The organism is Maritimibacter dapengensis (assembly GCF_019218265.1).
Lineage (GTDB): Bacteria > Pseudomonadota > Alphaproteobacteria > Rhodobacterales > Rhodobacteraceae > Maritimibacter > Maritimibacter dapengensis.
Genome location: NZ_JAHUZE010000002.1, coordinates 409152 through 433653, shown reverse-complemented (window position 1 = coordinate 433653; position 24502 = coordinate 409152). Strand labels below are relative to the sequence as shown.

Below are 24502 nucleotides of genomic sequence, written 5' to 3'. Positions count from 1 at the left end.
ATGAGCGACGCAACCGCCGCCGACACCCTGCCGACCCAGAGCGCCCGCGCTGCCCGCCGTGTGCGCGTGAACAAGAGCGCTCTGGTCATGGCGGCCTACCTGATCTTCCTCATGCTGCCGATCTACTGGCTGCTCAACATGAGCCTGAAGACCAACACCGAGATCCTGAACGATTTCACGCTGGTTCCGAACCAGCTGACCTTCGCGAATTACGCGACGATCCTGACCGATCCGGCGTGGTACATGGGCTATGTCAATTCGCTGATCTACGTGGTGATGAACACGGTCATTTCGCTCACCGTCGCGCTGCCTGCGGCCTATGCGTTCAGCCGCTATCACTTCATGGGCGACAAGCACCTGTTCTTCTGGCTGCTCACGAACCGCATGGCCCCGCCCGCGGTCTTCGCCCTGCCCTTCTTCCAGCTCTACAGTTCGGTCGGGCTGTTCGACACGCATATCGCGGTGGCACTGGCGCATTGCCTGTTCAACGTGCCGCTGGCGGTCTGGATCCTCGAAGGGTTCATGCGCGGCGTGCCGAAGGAGATCGACGAGACCGCCTATATCGACGGTTACAGCTTCGGGCGGTTTTTCGTGAAGATCTTCATGCCGCTGATCGCTTCCGGCATCGGGGTCGCGGCGTTCTTCTGCTTCATGTTCTCGTGGGTCGAGCTTCTGCTCAGCCGCACGCTGACCACCGTGGACGCCAAACCCATCGCCGCGATCATGACCCGCACGCAGGGCGCGTCGGGCATCGACTGGGGCGTGTTGGCGGCGGCCGGGATCCTGACCATCGTGCCCGGTGCGCTCGTCATCTGGTTCGTGCGCAACTACATCGCCAAGGGCTTTGCCCTGGGGAGGGTGTGATGCGCAGAGCGTTCATCCCACTGGCCATGCTCGGCGCTTTCACCGCGTCGGCGACAGCACAAACCATCGTCATGCCGCAGAACCACGGCCCGACAGACACCGGCTGTCTGGTCAAAGGTCTTGACCCGAATGGCGACGGGTTTCTCGCATTGCGCGCAGGTCCGGGCACGGAACACGCGCAAATCGGAAGCCTTCATAATGGTGACGCCGCCTTCGTCTACGGCTCGGACAACGGTCGCTGGCTGTATGTGGAGAACGGCGCGCTCGACGGAAAAGAAGCCAAGTTTCGCGGATGGATCTACGACGCCTGGTGCGAATTTTACCCGTAAGGAAGGAGAGAGACATGGACTGGATGGCATGGACCTGGCCGACGGCGATCTTCTTCATCGTCATCGCGTCGCTGCTTTTCATCTTCTCGGTGCTCGCCGTGAAATTCCCCGAAATGCCGCGCAAGGGCGTGCTTCGGATCGAAACCACGCGCGGCGACCGGCTTTTCATCACCCTGCTCGGCTCGGCCTTCATCAACCTGGCCTGGCTCGGGATCGTGGGGGCGAACCAGCCATACGCCCTTATCGTTTGTCTTATCTACGCCGCAGCAGTGTTTCGCTGGGTGTAGGCAAGTGCGCCCTGGTCGGGAGAAGAGGCGCCCGGCCATTCGTTTCAAGCCCTCGTAAAAACCCAATTGGGAGGAGAAAATGAGTCTCAGACTTAGAACGACAACGGCAGCTCTGCTGGTACTTGCAGGACCGGCCTTTGCCGACATGGAGGCCGCGACCGCGTTCCTCGACGAGGAAATCGGCGATATGTCCGCGCTGTCGCGGGCCGATCAGGAAGCCGAGATGCAATGGTTCATCGACGCGGCCCAGCCTTATCAGGGTATGGAAATCAAGGTCGTCTCGGAAACCATCACGACGCATGAATACGAAAGCCAGGTGCTTGCCCCGGCCTTCACCGCGATCACCGGCATTCAGGTTACGCACGACCTGATCGGTGAGGGCGACGTCGTGGAAAAGCTGCAAACGCAGATGCAGTCGGGCGAGAACATCTATGACGCCTATATCAACGACAGCGACCTGATCGGGACGCACTGGCGCTACCAGCAGGTGCGCAACCTGACCGACTGGATGGCGGGCGAAGGGGCGGATGTGACCAACCCCGGTCTCGACATCGACGACTTCATCGGCACGCAGTTTACGACCGCGCCCGATGGCAAGCTCTACCAGCTTCCCGACCAGCAGTTCGCGAACCTCTACTGGTTCCGCTACGACTGGTTCAACGACGAGAAGAACAAGGCCGATTTCCAAGAGGCCTATGGCTACGAGCTTGGCGTTCCGGTCAACTGGTCGGCCTATGAGGACATCGCGGAGTTCTTCACGGGCCGCGACCTGAGCCATATGGGTGTCGAGGGCGAGATCTTCGGCAACATGGACTACGGCAAGAAAGACCCCTCACTCGGCTGGCGTTACACCGATGCATGGCTGTCAATGGCCGGTGTCGGATCGAAGGGTGAACCCAACGGCCTTCCGGTCGATGAATGGGGCATCCGGGTGAACGACAAGTCGCAACCGGTCGGCTCCTGCGTGGCCCGTGGCGGCGCGACGAACGGCCCTGCCGCCGTCTATGCCGTGACCAAGGCGATCGAATGGCTCGAGAAATACACCCCGCCCGCAGCGGCCGGGATGACCTTCTCGGAAGCGGGCCCGATCCCTGCGCAGGGCAACATCGCCCAGCAGATGTTTTGGTACACCGCCTTCACCGCCGACACGGTGGTCGAGGGGCTTCCGGTGATGAACGAGGACGGCACGCCGAAATGGCGCATGGCTCCCTCGCCGCACGGCGTCTATTGGGAAGAAGGCACCAAGATCGGCTACCAGGACGTCGGAAGCTGGACCTTGATGCAATCGACCCCGGTCGACCGCGCGCAGGCCGCGTGGCTCTATGCGCAGTTCGTGACCTCGAAGACCGTGGACGTGAAGAAGGCCCACACCGGCCTGACCTTCATCCGGGAGTCGACCATCCAGCACGAAAGCTTCACCGAACGCGCCGACAAGCTTGGCGGTCTGGTGGAGTTCTACCGCTCCCCGGCCCGCGTCGCGTGGTCGCCGACCGGCACCAACGTGCCGGATTACCCGAAGCTCGCGCAGCTTTGGTGGCAGAACATCGGTGACGCCATGTCCGGCGCCAAGACCCCGCAGGAAGCGCTCGACTCGCTTTGCGCGGATCAGGAGCGCGTGATGGAGCGTCTCGAGCGTGCTGGCGTTCAAGGCGACATCGGTCCGGTTCTGAACGAAGAGAAGGACCCGGAAGAATGGCTCGCCATGGAAGGTTCGCCCAAGGCGAAGCTTGAAAACGAGGATGAGGAACCGAAGACGGTTTCCTATGACGAGTTGATCCAGTCCTGGCAGTAAGCCAGCCTCCCTGCCGGGGCCCGTGCGAATTGCGGGCCCCGGCACCCTGTTTCCCTCCCCCGCAGCCCGCGTTACCCTGACCGGAAAGACGATCCGCTGACCCAAATGCGAGGCAGACCATGACCTATATCCTGGCCATTGATCAGGGCACCACATCGACGCGCGCGATCCTGTTCGACGAGAACCTCGAACCAACGGCGTCCGCGCAGGAAGAATTCACGCAGCATTTCCCGGCTTCCGGCTGGGTCGAGCACGAAGCCTCGGACCTGTGGACGACGACCGCCGCCACCTGCCGTGCCGTGATCGAAAAGGCAGGTGCGAAAGCGGGCGATGTCGCCGCCATCGGGATCACCAACCAGCGCGAGACGACCGTGGTCTGGGACAGAAAGACCGGCAGGGCCGTTCACAACGCGATCGTCTGGCAGGATCGGCGCACCTCGGAGATGTGCCGGACGCTCAAATCCGACGGGTTCGAAGAGGTGGTGACCGAGCGCACCGGGCTTTTGCTCGATCCTTATTTCTCCGGCACGAAGCTCGCCTGGATTCTCGATAACGTGGACGGTGCGCGCGAACGTGCGGAGGCGGGTGAACTGGCGTTCGGCACGGTGGATAGCTGGCTCGTCTGGAACCTCACGGGCGGCGCGGAGCATGTCACGGACGCCACGAATGCCGCGCGCACGATGCTTTACGACATTCGCAAGGGCCGGTGGTCGCAGACAATCTGCGACAAGCTGGGCATCCCCATGTCGATGCTGCCGGACGTGCTCGATTGTGCTGCCGATTTTGGCGAGACGCGGTCCGATCTGTTCGGTCAGCCGATCCCGATCCTCGGAATCGCGGGCGACCAGCAGGCGGCCACGGTCGGGCAAGCCTGCTTTAAGCCCGGTATGTTGAAATCGACCTATGGCACGGGCTGTTTCGCGCTACTGAACACGGGCGAGACACCGGTGACGTCGGAGAACCGTTTGCTCACCACGATCGCCTATCAGCTCGACGGGAAGCCGACCTATGCGCTGGAAGGGTCGATCTTCATCGCAGGCGCGGTCGTGCAGTGGCTGCGTGATGGGCTGAAGATCATCCGCGAGGCGAGCGAGACGCAAGGGTTGGCCGACAAGGCTGACGAAGCCCAGAACGTCGTTCTCGTGCCCGCTTTCACCGGCCTTGGAGCACCCTATTGGGACGCCGATTGCCGCGGCGCGGTTTTTGGGCTGACGCGCAATTCAGGGCCTGCTGAGTTCGCCCGCGCGGCACTCGAGAGCGTCGGGTTTCAGACCCGTGACCTTCTCGATGCGATGAAGGCGGACTGGACCGGCGGCAGTGAAACCGCACTGCGTGTGGACGGCGGGATGAGTGCGTCGGATTACGCGATGCAGTTTTTGGCCGACATCACCGATGCGCCGGTGGATCGGCCAAAGGTGCTGGAAACGACCGCGATGGGGGCCGCATGGCTCGCCGGACAACGGGCCGGGGTATATCCCGATATGGAGAGCTTCGCGGCCAACTGGGCGCTTGACCGGACGTTCGAGCCGGATATGGACGCCGCCGAACGAGACGAGAAATACGGCGCTTGGAGACGCGCCGTCGAGGCGACGATGCGGTACTGACGCTCGGCGCGCACGTCCTACCAGCGCGGGCCGAGCCGGAAGCGCTTTAGCGCACGTCCCGGAAGCACCGGAAGCCGAGGTGATAGTTGCGGTGGCTTCCCTGCGCCATGACCTTGGTCCCATGCCAGAACGGTGCACGCCAGCGCGCCCATTCCTGATGCGCCCGGATCTTGTCCCAGATGAACCAGCTGCCCTTCATCTCGGTGACGCCGAGGGTGGTCGAGCCGCGGCTCGCCATCTGGCTTTCGTTCAGGGGCAGGTTCATATGCTCCGCCGCATTGCCTTCGAGATCATAGACGCCAAGGCCCGAGACGCATTTCGGGAAGGCGCCGACCGGATAGGTATTGGTGCCGCAGCCGGTCCAGCTTCCGCCATTACATCCGGGTGATTTGGAGGAGTTCTGCGCGCAGATGCCCGCACGCCACTGTGGCCCATAGGTCCAGCTTTTCGTCGGACCCCATTTCGCATTGTGTGCCGCTCGCATGGCCTGTGGCGACCCGAGGTCGAAACGATAGTCGGGTTCGAGCAAGGCCCCCGCTGCCGCGCCTTCCCATTCATGTGCGTCGCCCATCCGCTTGCCTTCGGCAGCGCAGACCAGCGCCGCCTCGCGCGCGGAAATCCAAGTCACGGGATAGGCCATCGGCACGTTCGGGTATTCGAACATGTCGATACAAACCTTGGCGTCCGACGGCGACTGGGTTGCCGGATCGTAGAGCGGAGCCATGTATTTCCGGCCACAGATACGTTCGAATTCGGCATTGCGATAATACTGATACGGGTCGCCCGGCACGCGTTGCGCTGCCTGTTCGGGCGTCATCGGATGGCGCGTGACGGCGGGGTTGCCCTGCCCCGCCATGCCCGAGGCGTTCATGATCTCGCGGATACGCGAAATCTGCCCTGCGGTTACACCCCGCTTCTCCTGCATGAGGCGGTACATCGCCTCGTTGTTCTCTGCCAGCGTCGCGGAGGACGCGGGCCCTCCCGTCAAGACCGCAATACACATTCCCAACGTTGCAAATGCCGTTCGCATGATCATTCCTTTCTCAGGAGGTAGAAGAAATCACGATTGTCGGCAAACCCCACGAACCGCGGGATCGCGCCGGTCGAACCGCGCGGGTCGCTTTCCGCCATGAACCGGTTCAGGTGCATCGCGTCCAGACCGTCGCCGGCCTCGTTCTGGCGATAGACCGCCATATAGGTCAGCTCCGGCGAGTTCATGTCGAGGAGCATCGCGTAATCGCATCCATACGCCTGAAAGGTGCGTGCCATCGCGGAGGGTGTCACGGACGAGAAATAGCCGTAGAGCAGGAATTGCCTGCCTCCGGCGTCCTTCAAGCAGGCGCCTGCCCGGAGCGTGCGCAGTTGCGCGTCCGCTGAGCCCGACCAGTTGCCACCGCCCCACGAGGCGACACGGTCCCCCGGCACCGGTTGCCCCGTCTCGGGATCACGCGTGACAAGTGCGACCCCGTTCTGACGGGCATGCCGCAACGAGGGGATTTTCGACGCATCGCCCTCTTCCCACGTCTTCATGGCGATTTCGCCTTCGTGGGTGACATAGAGGGTCGCGAGGTTCGGAATCAGTTTCGAAAACGTGACGCCATTCGACAGGAAGCCGTAATGGTGCCCCTTGTTGAAGCCAGCGTAATCGCCGAAACGGAACGCCCCGTGGTCGCGTTTGAACCCACCCGCGAAGGCCGCGACTGCGCGGCTTGTCATCGACGGGTTCAGCATTCCGTTTCTGACCAGCGGGGCGGCGGTATTGAACCCGTCCGGCCCCGGCATGTTCCAGTCTTCGCCGCGCCGCTGTGGTCGCGAGGACCAGCCGAGCGCCGGGTGGTCCGTTCCCAGTTCAAGACCGAGTTCGAATTGCGACAGGTCGAAGGCCACGAGATAGACATCCGCGTTCTGCTCGACGCCATCGAGCCAGTTGGCCCCGTTGCGCTCGGCGAGAATGTCATTGGCGATGTAGCCGGGTTTCATGACACTCGCGAATGCGCCTTCGACGCCGGTGACGGCGTACCAGGCGCCCGCCTCCATTCCGCCGTCCGCGCCGTCGACCTCGATCGACATGTTCGGACGCATCACGGGCTGCCGGTCGAGCCGTGCCGTCCCGAGGGCCGCGACCGCATCGCCCGCATCTCCGCCATCGACAGTCTCGGCATCTTCGAGAAACGCGTCTTCGAAGAATGCGCCTTTGATGAGGTTCACCAGTTTGTCGCCAAATACGACGTTCTCGCGCAGGAAATCAGAGACGGCCTCGCGGTTTGTCCGGCTTCCGGCCACGCGATTGCGCAGGTAGATTTTTTCACCGCAGACCGGCGCGTAGGGCAGCCCGCTTTTCGCCGCCTCTTCGAGTTCGGACGGCGCCCCTGTCCAGGGCGCGCAGTTGTCGTCCCCGCCTGGGCCTGAAACCACGAGCGCCGGTGCGTTGTCGCTGGACAGGGAAAACTGCCACGTCGAGGCATCTGCGTTCTCGAGATGGTAGCTCTGACTGATGCCGTTCCCGGCGGCCGGCGTGATTTGAAGGAGATACCAGCGGTTCACATCAGGGTGGAGCGAGGTCAGTTCGAACACCGTGCCGTCAGCGTCGGTCACGGTCTGGGTCGCGCGCATCGGCGCCAGGTCGACCACCGACGAAACCGAGTATTGCTCGTATATGTCCGCCTGCGACCGAAGCGTCGTTTCGTCCGGGGCCGGTATACCCTCTGCCGTTGCCCAGGTCGCGCTCGCTCCCACGTGTCCCACTGTCATCACCACCCCGGTGACCAGCGCCTTCCAATGCGTCATCAAATACCCCAATCGCTCCACTTTCACCGCCGACCACTCGGTCTCGCGTCCCTTTCCCTGGCCCGTGCCCGCCCACCGGCATCCGACCTTTCGCATCCATATTGGCGAAGCATCGGCAAATTTGCCAAATGCGCGGTCATCACAATTACCCTATTCCGTCGCCAGCCGCGCGGCGGCCGCTGCCGTTCCCGCGCCCACGATCGCGTCGAGCGGACCATTATACAGTCCGCGGTCCTGTAAAACCCGCTGGAATGCGAGCGCCGTGTCGCGATCCCACTGCGCGGGCGCGCCCGCGCGCATCATCTGAAAGCTCACCTCACCGGTTTCGAGCGCCCTTGCGTAAAGCCCCGCTGCGACCTCCGGGAGGTAGTCGACACCATAACCAAGCTCATAAAACACACCCATACGCGCGATTGCGGGGGCGTGTCCGGTTCGCGATACCATCCGTGTGAGACGGACCTGTTCCGCTGGGTTCTCTGGCACTCCAGAGGCCGGATCGGCATAAAGTTCCGACAATTCGAGCGCCGCCGCCAGATTGCCTGCCTCCGCCGCCAGCGTGTAATACCGCACCGCTTTGATCGGGTCCGGAGCGCCCTGACCCATGGTATCTCCGCCCGGTACCCCGTCGCCGCGCAGGTAGACCTGTGCGAGCCGGTATTGCGCGAAGTGGTACCCCGCATCCGCCGCTTCGGTCATGAGTTCGACCATCCGCGTCGGGTCGCGCGGAACGCCCTGACCGACCTGATGCAAGAGCGCAAGGGTTGTCGTCCCTGCCGGGTCGCCAAGTTCTGCGGCCTTCTGATAATGGGACACCGCCTGGGCCACATCCGGTCGCCCGCCGACCCCAAAAAGATGGTAGTCGCCAAGACGGGTTTCGGCAGCCCCCAAGCCCAGATCTGCGGCACGCGTCAGGTAGTCTAGGGTTTCGTCCTTGTTGCGCATCGCTTGCGCTATCGCCGCTGCGTGGAACAGGACTTCGGCATTGGGCTCGGGCGCATTCACCGCGTCCCGGCAGAATGGCGCGGCGCGGCGGAGCGTGTCGCGCTGGGTCTCAGCGTCGAGGGCCGCGGCAGGAACGCCTGCGTCCGCAGGCCCCGCGATCTCGAGACATTGCGCCGTCGCCTCGGCAAACGGGTCCGGTTCCGGTTCCGGCGCGGCCACGATGGTTTCGGCAGCGGGGGCGGGCTCAGTGTCAGTGTCATCCACCACTCCGGCTGCTTCCTCGATCTCGCCCGGCTCCGGCGCGTCTGTTGGCTCGGTCTGCTCGTTCGACGGGTCTTCAGCCATCTCGGTGTCATTGGTGTCATCGACATCTCCGTTGGCGTCGTTCGGTGCAGCGACCGGCGCCGGAGGCTCTTCGACCAATGTGTTATCTTCGGCTGCGGTCGGGGTTTCGGCGATGTCTTCTGTGGGCGAGCCGGAAGCGGTTTCATCAGGCGCCTCAGCCTCGGTTTCAGCGACATCAGGCGTATCCGGGAGTTGTGACCGGTCGGCGAAACTTTTTTCCGGCGATGGATCCCGTCCGCCCAGCGGTTCGACCTGCGGGGCTGGCCGCGCTTGCGCGTCCGTCGCCGCACGTTCGGCTCCGTCGAGCGTCGGCGCATTCGGTCGGACACTTTCTGCGGCAGGCTCTGACACAACCGGCGCTGTTTCTGGCAGGCTCTCGACCGGCACGACTTCGGCAAGGTCGAAGGGCTTGGTCGCGTCACGGCTCTCTGCAAATCCACCTGTCGGTGCCAACAGCCCGACAGCAACGAGACACCGCCAATCAATTACCAAATCAAATTCCTTTCCCGGCCCCGGCCAAAAGGCGTGACTCGGGGTCTTTGTTCGAACAGAGCATGTCCGGGAACGGTTTGCCAAGATCGACTTTGGATTTTGCCCCTCGAACGGGACGGAATACGGGCAGATTCTTGTCAGAAGAACCGAACCGCACCGATGCGGATCAATGAGATACACCGCGCGAGACGGTCGCGACCTGCGCTGGTTTGATCGTCCTTGCCAGTCCGGCCTATCCGGCCGGTCGATCCAGGACGCCGGGATCGCGGTTCGCGAGAGACGGCGATTCCCATGTTATCAAGGGAACGGGTGATTCCCCTGTTTTCCCGGCACCTCGAACCATCGACTGACGCGACTTTCGGCCGCATCAGACGCGAAAACGATGCCAAGCGGCCCATTTTCCGCCGATTTTACCCGGATTCAGGGCGGGAATCCGCTGATCTCGTAGAAACTCTCCCTTAACTCGACCGTGCCATTATTGTGTCGAACAGCAAGGGACAGTAACAGCGCGGACCATGATCCGAACCGATAGCGAAAAACAACGCGCCGCGCTAAGCCGCCTGCGCCAATCCAACATGCCGCTTTATGCCGGCGTTGGGATTCTTGCGAGTCTCGTGGTTGCCGTCTGGGGCAGCTTCTTCGCGATGAAGAACCTGTATCCGGCCTATGTGACCGCCTTCCAACCCATCGCCACCGCGGCACCGGTCGCGCGTGCCGCGAAGCCGGCGTCCACACCAGACGAGATCCCGGTGGTGGAAGCGGCCATTGCCCCCGTCGTCGCAGCTGCGCCGGCCGATGCCGACGCGACAGTGGTGCCTTTCGCCGCCTCCGATGCGACTGAGGATGCCCCGTTGCCAGAGACCTTCGCTCGGTTGAGCGACGACGATGCGGAACGGCGAGCGGGTGCGTCACTTTTCGGCACCGAGGAAAAAGCATCGGCCACTGCCGCTGAAACAGACCTTCCGACCATCTCCGAAGAACGACTCGGCACGGGGCCGATCGAAGATGAAGGTGCCTCAACAAGGGTGTCGTCGGCGGCACAACACGCCATTGCGGGCCTTCCGCGCCCGGCTCCGCGACCGGCGTCCGCACTCTTGCAGTCGCTGCCAGCCCCGTTCGATCATGGCGCGAATGCGACTGTTGACCCCGCGATGGGTACGGCCTCGGCCCTCGCCGTGCAGACCTCCCCTCGCCCCCGCAGTGTCCCCTCCGGCCTCAGGGAAATGGCGATCGCCGCGCGGGACCGCACCCCTGCGGTCAATGGGAACGACACGCCGGACGCGGTTCTGGCGTCTTTGTCGACTGAAGCGGGTGCCGTCACGCAAAGATCCCAGGCCTCCGGCAAGGGCTGCGGGAGAAACCATGCAAGCAGCATGCCAAGCCGCAAGGGCAATGCACAATCCGGGCGGGCGTTTCTCGCATCGGTCGGGAATGGAAGCGGATCTTCTCGTGACAATGCGATCATCGCGCAGCTCGCACGGGGCAATATGCCCGGCTTCCTACACGACCTCGAGCCAGTCGTGCTCCGAGGCCGCGATTCCCGCGGCGCAAGCACCGAAATCGTCGTCTGCGTCACCTCCGACTATCTGTCCGTCGGCTCGGACCAGGACTTCGTCCGCGTCCCTCTGGGTCTTCCCGCCGCGTCCTCAATCGCCGGGACATTCGACATGATGCTGCCCACCGCCCGGATCGTCGATGCGATTTATGCGCAAGCGCCGGTGAAGCTCAGCCCAAAACCCATGCAGGCGGGTCCCCAGATGTCATCGACGGATTACTTCCTGCGCCATAATGCGACGATCGAAGATCAACGTAGAGGACGCGCAGGATTGATCGCCGGCCACAAGAAAGATGTCGTCGTGGCCAATCGCATGGCGTCAAATCCGGGCCGCGTGGCGATCTATGGATGGCACCGCTCCAACGGTGACCCGATCCAGCCCGTTTCCACCGTACACGGGGCGAGCTACGCGGATTACAGCCACGGTATTCGCCTGGTCAGCCGCACCGCTTACCTCAACGGCAAGGCAGTCGATCTAGAAACTCTTCTGTCATCGAACCGATATGCCTATCTGTTGAACAACGACGGCCCGTTGCCGGCGCCGGTCATCCAGATCGCTTCGCGCTGACGGAAGCGCCCTTCGACCGCTTGCGCATCTCAAGACGATGGCCCCTGCGACAACGCGCACGGCACCGGCCGCCCTTGTAAGACCGTCCCCCCCCCCGGGGTGACAGCGTATTCAGACAAGAAAAGCGCGCAATCCGATACAGACCGACCTAAGAGGGAGCGTCTTACGGATGCAGCGTTTTCGTCCTGCACAAATTCACACGACAAGCTGGAACCGCCACCGGCGCAATGGCCGCCGAGGGTTTCACTCGGAGGCTCATCCCAGGTTCCGTAGTAGCGGAATATCTTGGTAGGAAGTGGTGCCCGGGGGCGGAATCGAACCACCGACACGAGGATTTTCAATCCACTGCTCTACCCCTGAGCTACCCGGGCACGGGTGAACGAATGTCGTTCGGGTGCGCGGTTTCTAGTCGCGGCTGGGGCGGGTGTCCAGAGGGAAAAGGCGAAAAAACCGCCCTTTCGGTCAATGGGGTTTCGGGGGTTGGCGTTCGATCTCGTCGAGCGCTTCCTCGATGTCTTCCGGGTCGGTCGCTGGGATTGCGTAGCCGCCCTTGAGCCAGCGGCCCAAATCGACGTCGGCGCAGCGTTTCGAGCAGAACGGTCGGTATTTCGGATCGCTGTCCTTGGCACAGATCGGGCAGGTCATCGGGTCTCGTCAGAACTTGATTGGCAGTCGGTCGCGCTTGCGTTGGAGCTCAAAATGCCCAAGCGGGGTCCAGCCGGCAAGGACCGTTTCGACGCCGTCGCGTTTGAAAGCGGCGCGCAGGACCTGTTCGAACTGGCGGCGGTCCTTCTTTGGCATCGGGGCGAGGTCGAGCGTGATCTGCCCCCCTAACCCCTTGCATCGCAGGATGCGCGGAAGATCGCGGGCGAGCGCAATGTTGGCTTTGAGACCCGCTGCGGGCGAGGTGTCTTTACCGGTGTTCACGTCAACGGCGGTCAGGGCGCGGGTCAGCTCGACGTAAGCATGCGCCCCGCCCTCAAGCGGAAACTTCTGCCCCATCATCGCGTCGATCAGGTCATGGACGCCCTCGGTTTCGAAGCTGCCGGCGGTATCTACGAGCGTGTCCGGTTCCGGCCAATCGCGCCAGGCGAGAAGATGGGCGTCCGGCCCATCGACCAGCAGTTCCGGCGTCCTGCCCTGCGCATCCCCGGTGACCGCGTCGGCGAGGCTGCGCATTTCGGCAATGTCCTCGGCCACAGCCGACAGGTCAGCCCCCGCCGCCTGTGATCGCACGATGAGGCCGTGCGCCGCGCCTTCCATGATCTCATGCGCCACGTCGAGCAGATCCACGCGCAACTCCTCGTCGCGGATCGAGCGGGACAGGTTAATCCCCGGCGCATCTGGCGTGACGATGGCGTAGCGGCTCTTGAACAGCACCTTGGTGGTCAGGCCCGGCGCTTTGCCGTCCTCGGCCCAGCCCGTGACCTGAACCAGAAGCGGCTGACCGGGCGCCAGCCCCTTGGCCGCCCTGAGAAACCCGGCTCCGTCGCCCAGATCGAGGAACATGCCGCCCTGCCCTTTCATGGGCCGCTGGCAGATGCCGCGGTAGATCGCGCCGGGAACGGGGCCCGCGCCCTCTGGCGCGTCGATCAGCAGGTCATCGAGTTTTCCGTCCACCACGAATGCCGCTGCGCGACGCCCATTGATTTCGTCCAGCGCGATCAAGCTGCCTTTCATGACCAGCCTCCATAGACCGGGTAGCCTGCCGCCTTCAGTAGTGCCGCGGTTTCAGCGACGGGGAGTCCCATGACGGCGGTGTAACTGCCTTGAATCCAAGGGATGAACGCGCCGGCCGGACCCTGAATGGCATAAGCGCCTGCCTTGCCCTTCCAGTCGTCCGTAGCGAGGTAGGCGTTCACCTCTTCGTTCGAGAGGCGCTTCATCTTGACCGTGGTCACGACTTCATGTTCCCACGTCTTGTCGGAATTGCGCACGGCGAGGCAGGTGATGACCTTGTGTCTGCGTCCAGACAGGAGATGCAGAAATTCGGCGGCCTCGCCCGCATCTGCGGGTTTGCCCAAGATCCGACGCCCCAGAGCGACCGTCGTGTCGGCACAGAGCGCCACTTCATTCGCGCCGACCTGCATCGCCGCGATCTTGTCCCGCGTCACGCGAGCGCAATAGGCGCGCGGCAGTTCACCGGGGAGCGGGGTTTCGTCGATGTCGGGAGGGCGCACCTCGTCCGCGGTCACACCCAGCGTGCCGATCAGTTCGGCACGCCGCGGCGATCCGGATCCGAGGATGAGCCTTGGTTTACCGGAAACGGTAATTGATCCGACCCTTTGTCAGATCATAGGGGGTCATTTCGACCTGCACCTTGTCGCCAGCCAGAACGCGGATGCGGTTCTTGCGCATCTTGCCTGCCGTATGCGCGATGATCTCATGGCCGTTCTCAAGCTCGACCCGAAACGTCGCGTTAGGCAGGAGTTCCTTCACGACACCGGGAAATTCGAGCAGTTCTTCCTTGGCCATGTTCACTCCGTTGTTTCACCCGCCACAGCGCGGGTGCGCACTAAATGGGGCGAAACGGGCGGATTATCAAGTACAATTCAGCGCAGATCGACCGTCGTGATCGGCGGGAGATGGCCTGTGGCCGCGTCGTGGTGTGCAGGCCAATCGCTGCGGGTGCGCACGCCGCCCGCTTCGCGCACCTGCGCGAGTGCGGCGAGATCGACAGTGGCGAAAGTCCAGCCCGGGCGGTTGAGCACGCCTTGTGCCAGAATACCGTTCGACGGAAAGCCGATGTCGGGGGGCACGTAGATACCAGCGCACCCCGCGTTTTCATCCACCACTTCGCACCAAGGCGCCTGTCCCTGGGTCGGCGCGTGTGCGACCACGATCTGCCCTTCCAGCGCGCGTGCCTGTGCGCCGATCCTTACGCGGTGAAAGCCCGCCATGGTTTCGGTCGCGGAAGGAACAAGGATCAGGTCGGCCCCGGACTCGACCATCGCGCGTGCCGCGAGCGGGAACTCGCAGTCGTAGCAAATGAGAACACCGATCCGGCCCAGCGCGGTCTGCATCAGGACGGGCGGCGCGCCGGGAACGACCCGCATCGGGTCGTGCTCCCAAGGGGTCATCACGGATTTGTCGTGCGCCTGACGTGCGCCGGTCGGGGTGAAAAACATGGCTCGGTTGACGGGTTTGCCGTTCTCGATGATCGGGCCGGACGGGGCGAGGATATGGACCCCATGTTGCTCTGCCAGCCTGCCCCAGACATCCCATGCCCGCGGCAGGGCCCCTGAAACGGCGGACATCTGCATCACGAGTGTCGTGGCCTTCGGTGTCAGCGAGGCGAGTTCCATGGCGCCGTATTCCGGGAAGACCAATAGATCCGCCCCTTCCCCCGCCGCTTCCTCGACCCAGACCCGCGCCTTATGCTCCCAGTCAGACCAGGTGTCGAAGCGGTTGATCGGGTATGTCGCCGCCGCGATCTTCATGATTTGGCTCCTTCGAGTGGCCGGATCCAAAATTGAAGGGCTTTCTCGGTTGCCGCGCTCTCCCCGATGTCCTTCCAGGCGAACCGTGCGACGGCATTTGGCAAAGGGGCGTATCCTCGACCTTTCCAGAACGCTTCGAGGCTTCGCGGAGCGACAGGTCGTTTCGGATGGTCGTCAGAACGGATGACCGCGCAGAAGGCGCAGAAACCGAAGTTGGATGCGCGCGCCTGCGCTTCCCGGTGATCAAAGAATGCATGACCGAGACCGCGCCCGCGATACGCCGGCAAGAGCACGGATTCGGCGCAATAGAATACATCCTCCAGGCTGACGTCGGTGTCCGCGAACGCATCGGCGAAAGCATCTGCATGATCGAGGAACGGCGCGCCGGTCGCGGCCCCGACCAAGGTATCTCCGTCCAGCGCGGCGACAACGATGGCGCCGTCGGACGACGCGAAATCGGCGAGGTATTCGGCTTCGTAGGCGAAATCGCCGTCATAGAGATAAGGCCATTCGCGGAACACCTCGATCCGGAGGCGTGCGACATCGGACAAGACCCGTTGGATCTCGGGCCCGATCAACGGCGTTACGGTCAGTGTCATGCCACGGCGTTTCGCCAATCAATCGGCGAAAAAAGAACGCGGACTCCGGAAAAGACCCCGCCGGCCTCATCCAGGAAGGCCACGAAAGGCTGGTCGACAATCTGCCCCCGCGCTTTCGGAAAACCCGGTATATCCTGCACATAGGTCACACGGGCCGTCGCCTGGGTCGCGACGCGGTTTTCCTCGGCAATATGGCTCCAGCGCGTCAATGTGATGTCCAGAGCACAGGTGAATTTTTCGAATACCTTCTCGGCGTTCTCAAGGCCGGTGAAGGAAACCATGGACCCGATCCGAAAATGCGCGTCCGGTGAAAAATGGGCCAGGAGATTGGTCCAATCCTTCGCATTGAAGGTCGAGAACAGGACATCGCCCATCTCGCGCAGATCGTCCTCTGTCATACCGCACTGCTTTCGTTCGGTGTCGCCGGGACAAAATTGGCAACCGCACGTTGCCGGGTGCCCTTCATGATTCACGACACGGTTTTGCGCAATCTCGCTTCCGTCTGATTATTATTCGCGGGCCACATGTGATGCAACGAAGCCTGTCACAAGAGGTGGCCTTCGGCGGGCCGAGGTTCTTCGAGAAACGCTTTCATCCACTCATCAAGGGAAAATGTCAGTCTTCCATGCGATATCCGATCCCCGGAAAATACGAGGAATACGGCCAATGGGAGTTCGGTCGTCTGACCGACGGACCGTGGCATGCCCGGTTTGTCTTTCTTGTAGGTGATCTTGAGCGTTATCTCCGCTGCAGCTTCGCGCCCGTCGGTGGTGACCTCCATGTTCGTGTAATCGAGATCGTAATACTCGAGATAATAGTCGAAGAATTGGCCAAGGTTCTCGAAACCGTTCAGGTACACCGTGTCCGTAATATGAAGGACGCCGCCGGGATGCGCATAGTCGGCCAACCTGTCCCAATCACCCTCTCGCACGACGTCGCAGACACCGATGACTTTTTCACGTGCTTCAGCGCGGGCGATGATATCAGGCATTTTCTTATCCTTGTTCAGGAACCCCGAAACGAGAAATCATTCGGTCTCGTATCTGGTCACGGGCCTGACGATAGGCGTTGAGTTTTTCGTCGCGCATCGTGCCCAGCCCGGTCGGGTCCATGATCGGCCAGTATTCAACATCAAGATGATGATATCGCGTCAGGTCCAGAACTTTTCGTTGGCTCGCCGGTGAAAGTGCGACGATGAGGTCGTATGACGACAGGTCGTCGCCCCAATCCTGCATCTCATCGAAACTGCGTGCCTTGTGATTGACGAGCGGTACCCCGATCTCTTCACAGACGCTGACGGAGAACCCGTCCACGTCCATTTCGCTCTTCACGCCGGCGGATTGGACGTAGACTTCGGTGCCGTAGAACTTCTTCATCATTCCTTCGGCCATGGGCGAGCGCACGGCATTGTGGTCGCAGCAAAACAGAACCGATTGCGGAAGCGACGCCACGAACCTTTACCCCCAGTGAAGCACGCAGATCAGGGTGAAGAGGCGACGGGCGGTGTCGATGTCGAGCTCGGCCTTGCCCTCTAGCCGTTCTTGCAGAATGCGCGCGCCTTCGTTGTGAATGCCGCGCCGGGCCATGTCGATCGCTTCGATCTGCGCGGGCGGAAGCTTCCGGACTGCATCGAAATAGCTTTCGCAGATCTGGAAATAGTCCTTCACAGCTTGGCGGAACGGGCCGAGAGACAGGTGAAACTCGCCAGCTTCGGTGCCGCCTTCGGTCGAGATTTCGAAGACGAGCCGTTTGTCACGTATCGCGAGGGCCAGTTCGTAGGGACCGTCGGGAACCGCGCGGCCTTCACGCGCGACGGGCGCGAAACTGTTGTCTTCGAGCAGATCGAAGACCGCGACCTTGCGTTCCTGCTCGATTTCGGGCGTGGGCGCGGCGAGCCCGGTTTCGTCAATGTCGATTTTGCTGATACGGTTCATGGCTTCCGTCCGGATGATCACGCCAGAGGTATCCGAAACGGTTTGGATCGGCAATGTCGCGGCCCGTGACACGCTGTGCACCGGGCGTGGACAAACCGCATCACTCAATCGTTCAACCTGTCCAGACGTGCCCGGACCGAAAGCCCGTGCGCTTCGAGGCTTTCCGACTTCGCCAGCGTTTCCGCCGCGGGTCCGATCGCCTTGAGCGCCTCCGGCGTCATGCGAGACAGGGTCGTGCGCTTCATGAAGTCGAGCACGGAGAGGCCGGAGGAGAAGCGCGCGGATCGTGCGGTCGGTAGCACGTGGTTCGGCCCACCCACGTAGTCGCCTATTGCTTCGGGCGTGTATTGGCCAAGGAAAATGGCCCCGGCATGGGTGACGTTTTGCGACAAGGCCTCGGGGTCGGCCACGCAAAGCTCAAGATGTTCCGGCGCGATGCGATCCGACAGACGCGCGGCTTCGGCCATATCACGCACTGTGATGACCGCCCCATAATCGCGCCAGCTTGCGCCCGCGATCGCGCGTCGCTCGAGGGTCTTTAGCCGCTCGTCCACGGCATGGGCCACGGCGCGTCCAAACTCTGCGTCATCGGTGATGAGGATGGATTGCGCGCTTTCGTCGTGCTCGGCCTGGCTCATGAGATCCAGCGCGAGGAAATCCGGATCGTTGTCCGCATCCGCAATCACGAGGATTTCCGAGGGTCCTGCGATCATGTCGATGCCGACTTTGCCGAAGACACGTCGCTTTGCAGCGGCAACGAACGCATTGCCCGGTCCGGTTATCTTGTCCACCGGCGCGACGCTCTGCGTGCCATAGGCCAACGCGGCGATCGCCTGTGCGCCGCCGATCCGGTAAACCTCGTCCACCCCCGCGATCCGGCACGCCAGCATGACGAGCGGATTGACGACGCCATCTGGGGTCGGGACGGTCACGACGAGCCGTCCGACGCCCGCGACCTTTGCAGGGATCGCATTCATCAGCACCGAGGACGGATAGGATGCAAGCCCGCCGGGAACGTATAGACCCGCCGCCGATACCGCGCTCCACCGCCATCCAAGGGTCGCGCCTTCCGGGTCGGTCCACATATGGTCGTCGGGAAGCTGTCGCGCATGGTAGGCCCGAATGCGGTCTGCCGCGGTTTCGAGCGCCTCGCGCTCTGCGTCCGAAACGGAAGCGCAGTATTCGTCGATTTCGTCGGCGCTCACACGCAGGGTCTCGGCGGTGAGTTCGAGCCGGTCGAATTTCGCCGTCAGATCCAGAACCGCAGCATCGCCGCGTGCTCGCACATCTGCTATGATATCTGCGACGACCGCGTCGACATCAGGGCTGTCTTCGCGTTTCGCGCCAAGCAGCGCGGCGAAGGCATCTTCGAAGCTGGCATCCTGCGTATCGAGAAAAACCGGCATCGCTTACTCCGGGTGATCTGGCGTCTTGCGCGACGGCGCCCTGTAGGGACGGGTCACATCGCGCAATTTCGCGTCGACCGTTTCCACGTCCAAAGCGATCGCTCCATCGCCGGCCAGGGTGAGGACGATGCGTCCCGTACCGTCTTCGCCGGGCTCCCAAGACAGGGACAATAACGACATCACAACGTCGCCATCCCCCTTATCTACACCTTGGGATTGCACTTTTTGCACATCACCAAACAGGAGCACCGATTGAACCCGCTCCACGTCGCGCCCTTTTGCAGCGGCGGCGGAAGCATCCTCCCAACGGAACCGATTGAGCAACAGAGCGAATTCACGCGATTTGGGGCGCCACGACATTTCGGTGGCCGGGAATACGGCATCCTGCACAAGGGTCGAAATGACCTCAAGATCCGCAGCATCCACGGCCATAAGGCGCAATGGCTTGTCGCCTCCGTCTTCGAACCTTGCGTCTTCGCTCATGCTTTCACCCGCTCGATCTTTGCGCCGACGCCTTCGAACTTGCGCACGACATGTTCATATCCCCGGTCGAGATGATAAACGCGACTGACGACGGTTTCGCCCTCGGCGGCAAGCCCCGCAAGGATCAACGAGACCGAGGCGCGCAAGTCGGTCGCCATGACGGGAGCACCGCGGAGTTTCTCGACACCGGTCACGGTCGCGGTGCCGCCCTGCACGTCGATCTCGGCGCCCATGCGGACAAGTTCCGGGGCGTGCATGAAGCGGTTCTCGAAAATCGTCTCGTGCAGGTTCGAAACGCCCTCTGCCGTGCAGAGCATCGCCATGATCTGCGCCTGAAGATCAGTCGGGAAACCCGGGAATGGTTCCGTCGTCACGTCCACAGACTTGAGCCGGCCATTCTTGCGCGCGACCTTGAGGCCCCGTTGCGTTTCCTCGACCTCGACGCCGGCCGCATTTAACCGTTCCACGAAACTCTCGACCAGTTCGAGACGTCCGCCAATGCACTCCACTTCGCCCCCGGCTATGGCGGGCGCGAGCATGTAGGTGCCGAGTTCGATCCGGTCGGTGACGACCTGATGGGTCGCGCCCGAGAGCTTGTCGACGCCTTGGATTTCGATCCGGCTCGTCCCCTCACCGTCGATCTGAGCACCCATGGCGCGCAGGCAGCGCACGAGGTCCACGATCTCGGGCTCCCGCGCGGCGTTGGTCAGGACGGTGGTTCCTTTTGCAAGGGTCGCCGCCATCACGATATTCTCGGTCGCGCCCACGGACGCGAACTCGAGAGGGATCTCGGCGCCTTTCAGGCCGTTCGGCGCCTTGGCGTGCAGGTAACCGTCGCGCAGGTCAATCTCGGCCCCGAGCTTTTCCAAACCGAAGATATGGAGGTCCATCGGTCGAGCACCGATGGCACAGCCCCCCGGAAGCGATACTTCGGCATATCCCATACGCGCCACGAGCGGCCCCAACACAAGATTGGACGCGCGCATTTTCCGCACGATCTCGTAATCCGCGTGAGCCGATGTCAGATCATGCGACGACATTGCGAGCACTTGCCCGTCCTGAAGGCTCGTCGCCTCGGCCCCGAGCGATTGAAGCAGTGTCGTCATGGTCTTGATGTCGGACAGGCGCGGCGCGTTGGTCAGCGTCAGAGGCTCTTCGGACAGTATGGTTGCCGGCATGAGTGCGAGGCAGGCGTTCTTTGCTCCGGCGATCGGAATCTCACCCTTGAGCGGTCCGCCGCCGGTCACCACTATTGAATCCATCTCTGCCTCTCACTCGTCTTTGTTCTTGTCGTCGCCAGCCGACCGGGCGCGCGCCTGTTTCTTACGCCGTGCCATGTTCGCCTTCAACGCCGCCTTGAGGCGGTCCTCACGCGATTGCGCGGCCTTTTCCTTGGGCGATATCTCGTCATTCCGGCTCATTGCCCCCTCTCTAACCCGAAGGGGAAAAAGGGTCCAGATTGCGCTTGCACGATGGTCCATTTGCGTCTAATCAGCCGCCCACGGCACGCCGCAGTAGCTCAGTGGTAGAGCGCACCCTTGGTAAGGGTGAGGTCGGGAGTTCAATCCTCCCCTGCGGCACCATCCTCCCATTCGCCATAATCTGTCGCGGTGCACGACCCACCGGGACTTGGACCGCCTGTCCAACAGGTCCGTGCCGCAAAACACCGTATGCCCGAACTCACCTCGAGGTGTTAATTGACCGAAATCGCACCCGTCAGGGGTGTATTTTCGGAAGGACAAGGCCGAATCCAGCCAATAACCGCAATTGTGGGTTGTATCTGTCGGTCCAGCCTTTCTTACTTGGTTCATGGGGCGGAATCAGATGATTGACGAGTTACTTGGAGAAATGGGGGAGCAGGCCCCCGCCGGCTATTTCCTTGCCCTCCACATCCGGTTCGCCGCACCCATTATGATGTTCCGCACCTATAACAAAGCCTGGACGGACCATTACAGTCAGAGTGCATATGCGCTACGGGACCCGATGATCGCCTTCGGCGTGTCGCAGACAGGTGCCACGCGGTGGAGCGCAATTCCGATTCCCGATCCTTTCGGCATCATGACCGAGGCGGCACAATTCGGGCTGTCCTATGGCGTCTGCATTTCCTGTGGTCCTGTCACATCACGCACCGTCGCCGGATTGGCACGTGACGACCGGGAATTCACTGACGAAGAGATCGCCGCCGCAACCGGCCTGGTTCTTCGCCTGCATCATCAATCCGAACCCCCGGATCACCTGACGCGCGCAGAGAAAGAGGCGCTCGAGGTCATCGCGCGGGGGGATCGCTACGCCGCAGGAGCCGAAAAACTCGGCATTTCGGAGAGCGCCCTGAAGGCGCGCCTTTCGACCGCGCGCAGCAAGTTATTCGCCAGAACCACAGCCGAAGCCATTCAGCGCGCCAAGGATTACCGCCTCATCTAGAGGGTGTATCCCGGACGTTCGAAGGTGGACGCCGCCCGTCTGGCGGATGGCTGCACTCACCATTGATGGAGGTAAAAACCATGCAGACCACCACGCTCTCGTTCGCCAATATACACAACCATGGCGAGCTTTTTGCCAATCTGTTTCGCGCTAGGAGAGCATCATTCATCGTCCAGAACAAGTGGAACCTACCTGAGGCACTCGGAATGGAATACGACCAATACGATACGCCTGCGAGCCGTTGGGTTGCGGTTCACCAGTTCGGTCAGGTCATGGCCGGTATAAGGCTGACCCCCACGACTGCGCGTTGCGGGGTCTACAGCTACATGATCCGCGATGCGCAGAAGGGACTGCTCGACTCGATCCCCCACGATCTCCTGTACGAAGCGGCCCCGGTCGACCCGAATATCTGGGAAAGCTCCCGCGTTTTCGTGGCCCATGACACGCCGCAAAACATCCGTCGCGTGGTCCACGCGCATCTGATCACCGAGATGACAAAGGCGGCGCGCGAATTGGGCGCGGTCCGGGTGCTGGGGTTGATCCCTGCAAGCTGGCCGCGTTGGGCGAGACGTTGCGGGCTCGAGGCCGAGGCGGCTGGCCGGGTGATGGAAATCGACGGCATCCGCAATCAGGTCGTGTCGATCAACCTGGCTGAAAAGATGCACTGACGCGCAGCCTTGCCCTTGGGGAGGGCAACGTCTGCTGCTTGCCACGACCGGCGCCGGGAAACCGCGCCGGTCGGCGCTTTTCGGGATCGGACCTCAGACCCAGTCGAAGGGTCGTGTGAAATTGCCCAGGACGTGTTCCGCCTTGCCCCGATCCGCCCCACGATCCTCGATCTGGGCCACAAGCCCGCGCTTCTTGTCCTCCACGACGCTCACGACGCGTGCCGAAAGCCCCTCGTCTTCCAACGCTTCGTTATAGACCCGCATGATGGCGGATTTGCGCAAGTCAGGTTTGAATACTTTGCCGACTCCCGTCTTGGGGATCTCGTCCATGATCTCGATGTACTTCGGCACCGCCGCGCGTTCGGAAATATGCTCGCGGGCATAATCCATAAGCTCTTTCTCGGTGACGCTCGCCCCGTCCACCAATTCGACGAAGGCGCAGGGCAATTCGCCCGCGACCGGGTCGGGTTGGCCGATCGCGCCCACGACGGCGACCGCGTCATGGCCCGCCAGCGCCTCCTCGATCTCGGCCGGGTCGATGTTGTGGCCGCCCCGGATGATGATGTCCTTCGCGCGTCCGGTGATCCAGAGATAGCCGTCTTCATCGAGCCGCCCAAGGTCGCCGGTGCGCAGATACTTGTTTCCTGCGACGAGGCCGACATTTTTGGTGTCATCGGTGTAGGTCTTGCCGACATAGACGCCGGGGTTCGACACGCAGATTTCGCCGACCTCTTCGACACCGCATTCCTTGGTGATCGTGCCGTCCGCGTCGCATTGCAGAATCTTCACGTCCGTGTAGGGGAACGGGATGCCGACCGAGCCGATTTTCTTCACGCCATCGGTGGGGTTGCAGGACACGAGGCAGGTCGCCTCGGTCAGCCCGTAGCCTTCCACGATCTTGACGTCCGTGGCCTTCTCGAACCGGTTGAACAGCTCGACAGGAAGCGGCGACGACCCGGAGAACGCCACTTTGAGCGTCGAGACATCCGCATCCACCGGGCGTTGCATGAGTGCCGAGATCGCGGTCGGGACCGTGATGACGAAGGTCACGCCGTAGCGTTCGATCAGCTTCCAGAAATTGTCGAAGACGCCCTCGCCCCGGTAGCCCGCAGGCGTCGGGAAGACGACGTGGGAGCCCGCAGTGAGCACGGCCATGAAAACGACATGCACCGCAAAGACATGGAAAAGCGGCAGCGGGCAGATCAGAACGTCGGTCTCGTCAAAGAGCAGGTTGGCCCCGAGCCACCCGTTGTAGATGATCCCGGAATATTTGTGCTGCGCCACTTTCGGCATGCCCGTCGTGCCGCCGGTGTGAAAATAGGCCGCCACGCGGTCAACCTTCTCGTCGTCGAAGGTGAGTGTCTTCGGCTGCGACGCAATCGCCTCGTTGAAATTCTGCACTTTGGCCGAATGCTTCGGGCTGACCTTCGGCCGGATCAGGGGCACGATCCATTTCTTCGGCGGGGTCAGGTAACGGTTGAGGTCGATTTCCAGCACGTGCTTGACGTCCGGCGCATCCTCCAGCGCTTCGTGCACCTTCTCGGCCACGTCCGTCTTCGGAAACCCGCGCAACGTGACGACGACCTTGGCTCCGGTCTGACGCAGGATCGAAGCGATCTGCTCCGGCTCCAAAAGCGGATTGATCGGCGCGACGATGCCTGAAATCATGCCACCCATGAGCGTGATCAGCGTCTCGTTCGCATTCGGAAGCACATAGGCGACAACGTCGTTCTGCCCGACACCGAGCGAGCGAAACAGGTTCGCGGCCTGCACCGTCTTGTCATGAAGCGTTGTCCACGACAGGGTCTCGGCTTTGTCCTTGGGGCCGCTTTCGATCTGGAACGAGACGGCCTTTCGGTCGCCGAACTTGCCTGCTGTCCCAGAAAGAATGTCGTAGATCGTCGTGGGCAGGTTACGCTGTTCCCACGGCTTCTCGGCCTCGATCTCGTTGCGTGCAGCGAGCGAGCTGAATTCGTATCGTCCCAT

Annotated in this window: 26 protein-coding genes and 2 tRNA genes; 9 read left to right on the top strand and 19 right to left on the bottom strand. The window is 62.3% G+C overall.

Annotation, left to right across the window (positions count from 1 at the left end; translation table 11 throughout):
- From KJP28_RS08435 to glpK, 5 genes are all read left to right on the top strand, one after another.
- Window positions 1-864 carry a carbohydrate ABC transporter permease gene (locus tag KJP28_RS08435; protein ID WP_218392117.1) on the top strand — a complete coding sequence of 288 codons (864 nt, stop codon included), beginning with the start codon at window positions 1-3 and terminating at the stop codon, window positions 862-864.
- On the top strand, window positions 864-1193 hold the full coding sequence (locus KJP28_RS08430) for an SH3 domain-containing protein (RefSeq protein WP_255552279.1): 330 nt from the start codon (window positions 864-866) through the stop codon (window positions 1191-1193). Before KJP28_RS08435 ends, KJP28_RS08430 begins: the two co-directional genes overlap by 1 nt.
- A gap of 14 nt (window positions 1194-1207) precedes the next feature.
- Window positions 1208-1480: a DUF2160 domain-containing protein gene (locus KJP28_RS08425; RefSeq protein ID WP_218392116.1), complete on the top strand. Its 273-nt coding sequence runs from the start codon at window positions 1208-1210 to the stop codon at window positions 1478-1480.
- A gap of 79 nt (window positions 1481-1559) precedes the next feature.
- A complete protein-coding gene (locus tag KJP28_RS08420; protein WP_218392115.1) occupies window positions 1560-3272 on the top strand; it encodes an ABC transporter substrate-binding protein in 1713 nt (570 codons plus the stop codon).
- 119 nt (window positions 3273-3391) lie between these two features.
- On the top strand, window positions 3392-4876 hold the full coding sequence (glpK, locus tag KJP28_RS08415; RefSeq protein WP_218392114.1) for a glycerol kinase GlpK: 1485 nt from the start codon (window positions 3392-3394) through the stop codon (window positions 4874-4876).
- Between the two features lie 46 nt (window positions 4877-4922).
- Here the strand turns inward: glpK and KJP28_RS08410 are convergent, their stop codons facing one another.
- From KJP28_RS08410 to KJP28_RS08400, 3 genes are all read right to left on the bottom strand, one after another.
- Entirely contained in the window at window positions 4923-5864 is a 942-nt protein-coding gene (locus tag KJP28_RS08410; protein ID WP_255552278.1) for an SUMF1/EgtB/PvdO family nonheme iron enzyme, read from the bottom strand.
- A gap of 44 nt (window positions 5865-5908) precedes the next feature.
- Window positions 5909-7663 carry a hypothetical protein gene (locus KJP28_RS08405; protein ID WP_218392112.1) on the bottom strand — a complete coding sequence of 585 codons (1755 nt, stop codon included), beginning with the start codon at window positions 7661-7663 and terminating at the stop codon, window positions 5909-5911.
- 150 nt (window positions 7664-7813) lie between these two features.
- Window positions 7814-9442 (bottom strand): SEL1-like repeat protein, encoded by a 1629-nt coding sequence (locus tag KJP28_RS08400; RefSeq protein WP_218392111.1) that lies wholly within the window; start codon window positions 9440-9442, stop codon window positions 7814-7816.
- A 515-nt stretch (window positions 9443-9957) separates the two neighbouring features.
- Here KJP28_RS08400 and KJP28_RS08395 point away from each other — a divergent pair.
- Entirely contained in the window at window positions 9958-11565 is a 1608-nt protein-coding gene (locus KJP28_RS08395; protein ID WP_218392110.1) for a hypothetical protein, read from the top strand.
- A 296-nt stretch (window positions 11566-11861) separates the two neighbouring features.
- On the opposite strand, the gene KJP28_RS08390 is transcribed toward KJP28_RS08395, so the two are convergent.
- The 15 genes from KJP28_RS08390 to KJP28_RS08320 form a co-directional block, all read right to left on the bottom strand.
- A tRNA-Phe gene (locus tag KJP28_RS08390) sits at window positions 11862-11936 on the bottom strand.
- 91 nt (window positions 11937-12027) lie between these two features.
- Window positions 12028-12210 carry a DNA gyrase inhibitor YacG gene (locus tag KJP28_RS08385; protein ID WP_218392109.1) on the bottom strand — a complete coding sequence of 61 codons (183 nt, stop codon included), beginning with the start codon at window positions 12208-12210 and terminating at the stop codon, window positions 12028-12030.
- A gap of 9 nt (window positions 12211-12219) precedes the next feature.
- The gene (locus tag KJP28_RS08380) at window positions 12220-13245 is read right to left on the bottom strand and encodes a ribonuclease E/G (RefSeq protein ID WP_218392108.1); all 1026 of its coding nucleotides are present in this window, start codon (window positions 13243-13245) and stop codon (window positions 12220-12222) included.
- Entirely contained in the window at window positions 13242-13838 is a 597-nt protein-coding gene (locus KJP28_RS08375) for a Maf family protein (RefSeq protein WP_218392829.1), read from the bottom strand. The genes KJP28_RS08380 and KJP28_RS08375 overlap by 4 nt, the downstream gene beginning before the upstream one ends.
- On the bottom strand, window positions 13822-14040 hold the full coding sequence (gene infA / locus KJP28_RS08370; protein WP_127905362.1) for a translation initiation factor IF-1: 219 nt from the start codon (window positions 14038-14040) through the stop codon (window positions 13822-13824). Before infA ends, KJP28_RS08375 begins: the two co-directional genes overlap by 17 nt.
- Before the next feature lie 77 nt (window positions 14041-14117).
- Window positions 14118-15005 carry a carbon-nitrogen hydrolase family protein gene (locus tag KJP28_RS08365; protein WP_218392107.1) on the bottom strand — a complete coding sequence of 296 codons (888 nt, stop codon included), beginning with the start codon at window positions 15003-15005 and terminating at the stop codon, window positions 14118-14120.
- Window positions 15002-15604 (bottom strand): GNAT family N-acetyltransferase, encoded by a 603-nt coding sequence (locus KJP28_RS08360; protein ID WP_218392106.1) that lies wholly within the window; start codon window positions 15602-15604, stop codon window positions 15002-15004. Before KJP28_RS08360 ends, KJP28_RS08365 begins: the two co-directional genes overlap by 4 nt.
- Window positions 15601-16002, bottom strand: coding sequence for a nuclear transport factor 2 family protein (locus KJP28_RS08355; protein WP_218392105.1), 402 nt, complete (start codon window positions 16000-16002; stop codon window positions 15601-15603). The genes KJP28_RS08360 and KJP28_RS08355 overlap by 4 nt, the downstream gene beginning before the upstream one ends.
- Window positions 16003-16148: 146 nt before the next feature.
- Window positions 16149-16595, bottom strand: coding sequence for a nuclear transport factor 2 family protein (locus KJP28_RS08350; protein ID WP_218392104.1), 447 nt, complete (start codon window positions 16593-16595; stop codon window positions 16149-16151).
- Between the two features lie 4 nt (window positions 16596-16599).
- Complete coding sequence (locus KJP28_RS08345) at window positions 16600-17055, bottom strand: arsenate-mycothiol transferase ArsC (RefSeq protein WP_218392103.1); 456 nt, start codon at window positions 17053-17055, stop codon at window positions 16600-16602.
- A gap of 6 nt (window positions 17056-17061) precedes the next feature.
- The gene (locus KJP28_RS08340) at window positions 17062-17538 is read right to left on the bottom strand and encodes a UPF0262 family protein (protein WP_218392102.1); all 477 of its coding nucleotides are present in this window, start codon (window positions 17536-17538) and stop codon (window positions 17062-17064) included.
- A gap of 104 nt (window positions 17539-17642) precedes the next feature.
- Window positions 17643-18944, bottom strand: coding sequence for a histidinol dehydrogenase (hisD, locus tag KJP28_RS08335; RefSeq protein ID WP_218392101.1), 1302 nt, complete (start codon window positions 18942-18944; stop codon window positions 17643-17645).
- Window positions 18945-18947: 3 nt separating this feature from the next.
- Window positions 18948-19427 carry a DUF2948 family protein gene (locus KJP28_RS08330; RefSeq protein WP_218392100.1) on the bottom strand — a complete coding sequence of 160 codons (480 nt, stop codon included), beginning with the start codon at window positions 19425-19427 and terminating at the stop codon, window positions 18948-18950.
- Window positions 19424-20689: a UDP-N-acetylglucosamine 1-carboxyvinyltransferase gene (gene murA, locus KJP28_RS08325; protein ID WP_218392099.1), complete on the bottom strand. Its 1266-nt coding sequence runs from the start codon at window positions 20687-20689 to the stop codon at window positions 19424-19426. The genes KJP28_RS08330 and murA overlap by 4 nt, the downstream gene beginning before the upstream one ends.
- 9 nt (window positions 20690-20698) lie before the next feature.
- Window positions 20699-20848, bottom strand: coding sequence for a hypothetical protein (locus KJP28_RS08320; RefSeq protein WP_218392098.1), 150 nt, complete (start codon window positions 20846-20848; stop codon window positions 20699-20701).
- Between the two features lie 87 nt (window positions 20849-20935).
- Here KJP28_RS08320 and KJP28_RS08315 point away from each other — a divergent pair.
- The 3 genes from KJP28_RS08315 (at window position 20936) to KJP28_RS08305 (ending at window position 22516) form a co-directional block, all read left to right on the top strand.
- A tRNA-Thr gene (locus tag KJP28_RS08315) sits at window positions 20936-21010 on the top strand.
- 241 nt (window positions 21011-21251) lie between these two features.
- The gene (locus KJP28_RS08310) at window positions 21252-21848 is read left to right on the top strand and encodes an autoinducer binding domain-containing protein (protein WP_255552277.1); all 597 of its coding nucleotides are present in this window, start codon (window positions 21252-21254) and stop codon (window positions 21846-21848) included.
- A gap of 80 nt (window positions 21849-21928) precedes the next feature.
- Window positions 21929-22516 (top strand): acyl-homoserine-lactone synthase, encoded by a 588-nt coding sequence (locus KJP28_RS08305; protein ID WP_218392096.1) that lies wholly within the window; start codon window positions 21929-21931, stop codon window positions 22514-22516.
- Window positions 22517-22609: 93 nt separating this feature from the next.
- Here KJP28_RS08305 and KJP28_RS08300 read toward each other — a convergent pair whose 3' ends face one another.
- Window positions 22610-24502 (bottom strand): acyl-CoA synthetase, encoded by a 1893-nt coding sequence (locus KJP28_RS08300; RefSeq protein ID WP_218392095.1) that lies wholly within the window; start codon window positions 24500-24502, stop codon window positions 22610-22612.

What these genes read in the sequence shown, in the direction of transcription:
- KJP28_RS08435 (WP_218392117.1), top strand. Translation starts at nt 1, where the DNA reads ATGAGCGACGCAACCGCCGCCGACACCCTGCCGACCCAGAGCGCCCGC.
- KJP28_RS08430 (WP_255552279.1), top strand. Translation starts at nt 864, where the DNA reads ATGCGCAGAGCGTTCATCCCACTGGCCATGCTCGGCGCTTTCACCGCG.
- KJP28_RS08425 (WP_218392116.1), top strand. Translation starts at nt 1,208, where the DNA reads ATGGACTGGATGGCATGGACCTGGCCGACGGCGATCTTCTTCATCGTC.
- KJP28_RS08420 (WP_218392115.1), top strand. Translation starts at nt 1,560, where the DNA reads ATGAGTCTCAGACTTAGAACGACAACGGCAGCTCTGCTGGTACTTGCA.
- glpK (WP_218392114.1), top strand. Translation starts at nt 3,392, where the DNA reads ATGACCTATATCCTGGCCATTGATCAGGGCACCACATCGACGCGCGCG.
- KJP28_RS08405 (WP_218392112.1), bottom strand. Translation starts at nt 7,663, where the DNA reads ATGACGCATTGGAAGGCGCTGGTCACCGGGGTGGTGATGACAGTGGGA.
- KJP28_RS08395 (WP_218392110.1), top strand. Translation starts at nt 9,958, where the DNA reads ATGATCCGAACCGATAGCGAAAAACAACGCGCCGCGCTAAGCCGCCTG.
- KJP28_RS08385 (WP_218392109.1), bottom strand. Translation starts at nt 12,210, where the DNA reads ATGACCTGCCCGATCTGTGCCAAGGACAGCGATCCGAAATACCGACCG.
- KJP28_RS08380 (WP_218392108.1), bottom strand. Translation starts at nt 13,245, where the DNA reads ATGAAAGGCAGCTTGATCGCGCTGGACGAAATCAATGGGCGTCGCGCA.
- infA (WP_127905362.1), bottom strand. Translation starts at nt 14,040, where the DNA reads ATGGCCAAGGAAGAACTGCTCGAATTTCCCGGTGTCGTGAAGGAACTC.
- KJP28_RS08365 (WP_218392107.1), bottom strand. Translation starts at nt 15,005, where the DNA reads ATGAAGATCGCGGCGGCGACATACCCGATCAACCGCTTCGACACCTGG.
- KJP28_RS08360 (WP_218392106.1), bottom strand. Translation starts at nt 15,604, where the DNA reads ATGACACTGACCGTAACGCCGTTGATCGGGCCCGAGATCCAACGGGTC.
- KJP28_RS08355 (WP_218392105.1), bottom strand. Translation starts at nt 16,002, where the DNA reads ATGACAGAGGACGATCTGCGCGAGATGGGCGATGTCCTGTTCTCGACC.
- KJP28_RS08350 (WP_218392104.1), bottom strand. Translation starts at nt 16,595, where the DNA reads ATGCCTGATATCATCGCCCGCGCTGAAGCACGTGAAAAAGTCATCGGT.
- KJP28_RS08340 (WP_218392102.1), bottom strand. Translation starts at nt 17,538, where the DNA reads ATGAACCGTATCAGCAAAATCGACATTGACGAAACCGGGCTCGCCGCG.
- hisD (WP_218392101.1), bottom strand. Translation starts at nt 18,944, where the DNA reads ATGCCGGTTTTTCTCGATACGCAGGATGCCAGCTTCGAAGATGCCTTC.
- KJP28_RS08330 (WP_218392100.1), bottom strand. Translation starts at nt 19,427, where the DNA reads ATGAGCGAAGACGCAAGGTTCGAAGACGGAGGCGACAAGCCATTGCGC.
- murA (WP_218392099.1), bottom strand. Translation starts at nt 20,689, where the DNA reads ATGGATTCAATAGTGGTGACCGGCGGCGGACCGCTCAAGGGTGAGATT.
- KJP28_RS08320 (WP_218392098.1), bottom strand. Translation starts at nt 20,848, where the DNA reads ATGAGCCGGAATGACGAGATATCGCCCAAGGAAAAGGCCGCGCAATCG.
- KJP28_RS08310 (WP_255552277.1), top strand. Translation starts at nt 21,252, where the DNA reads ATGATTGACGAGTTACTTGGAGAAATGGGGGAGCAGGCCCCCGCCGGC.
- KJP28_RS08305 (WP_218392096.1), top strand. Translation starts at nt 21,929, where the DNA reads ATGCAGACCACCACGCTCTCGTTCGCCAATATACACAACCATGGCGAG.
- KJP28_RS08300 (WP_218392095.1), bottom strand. Translation starts at nt 24,502, where the DNA reads ATGGGACGATACGAATTCAGCTCGCTCGCTGCACGCAACGAGATCGAG.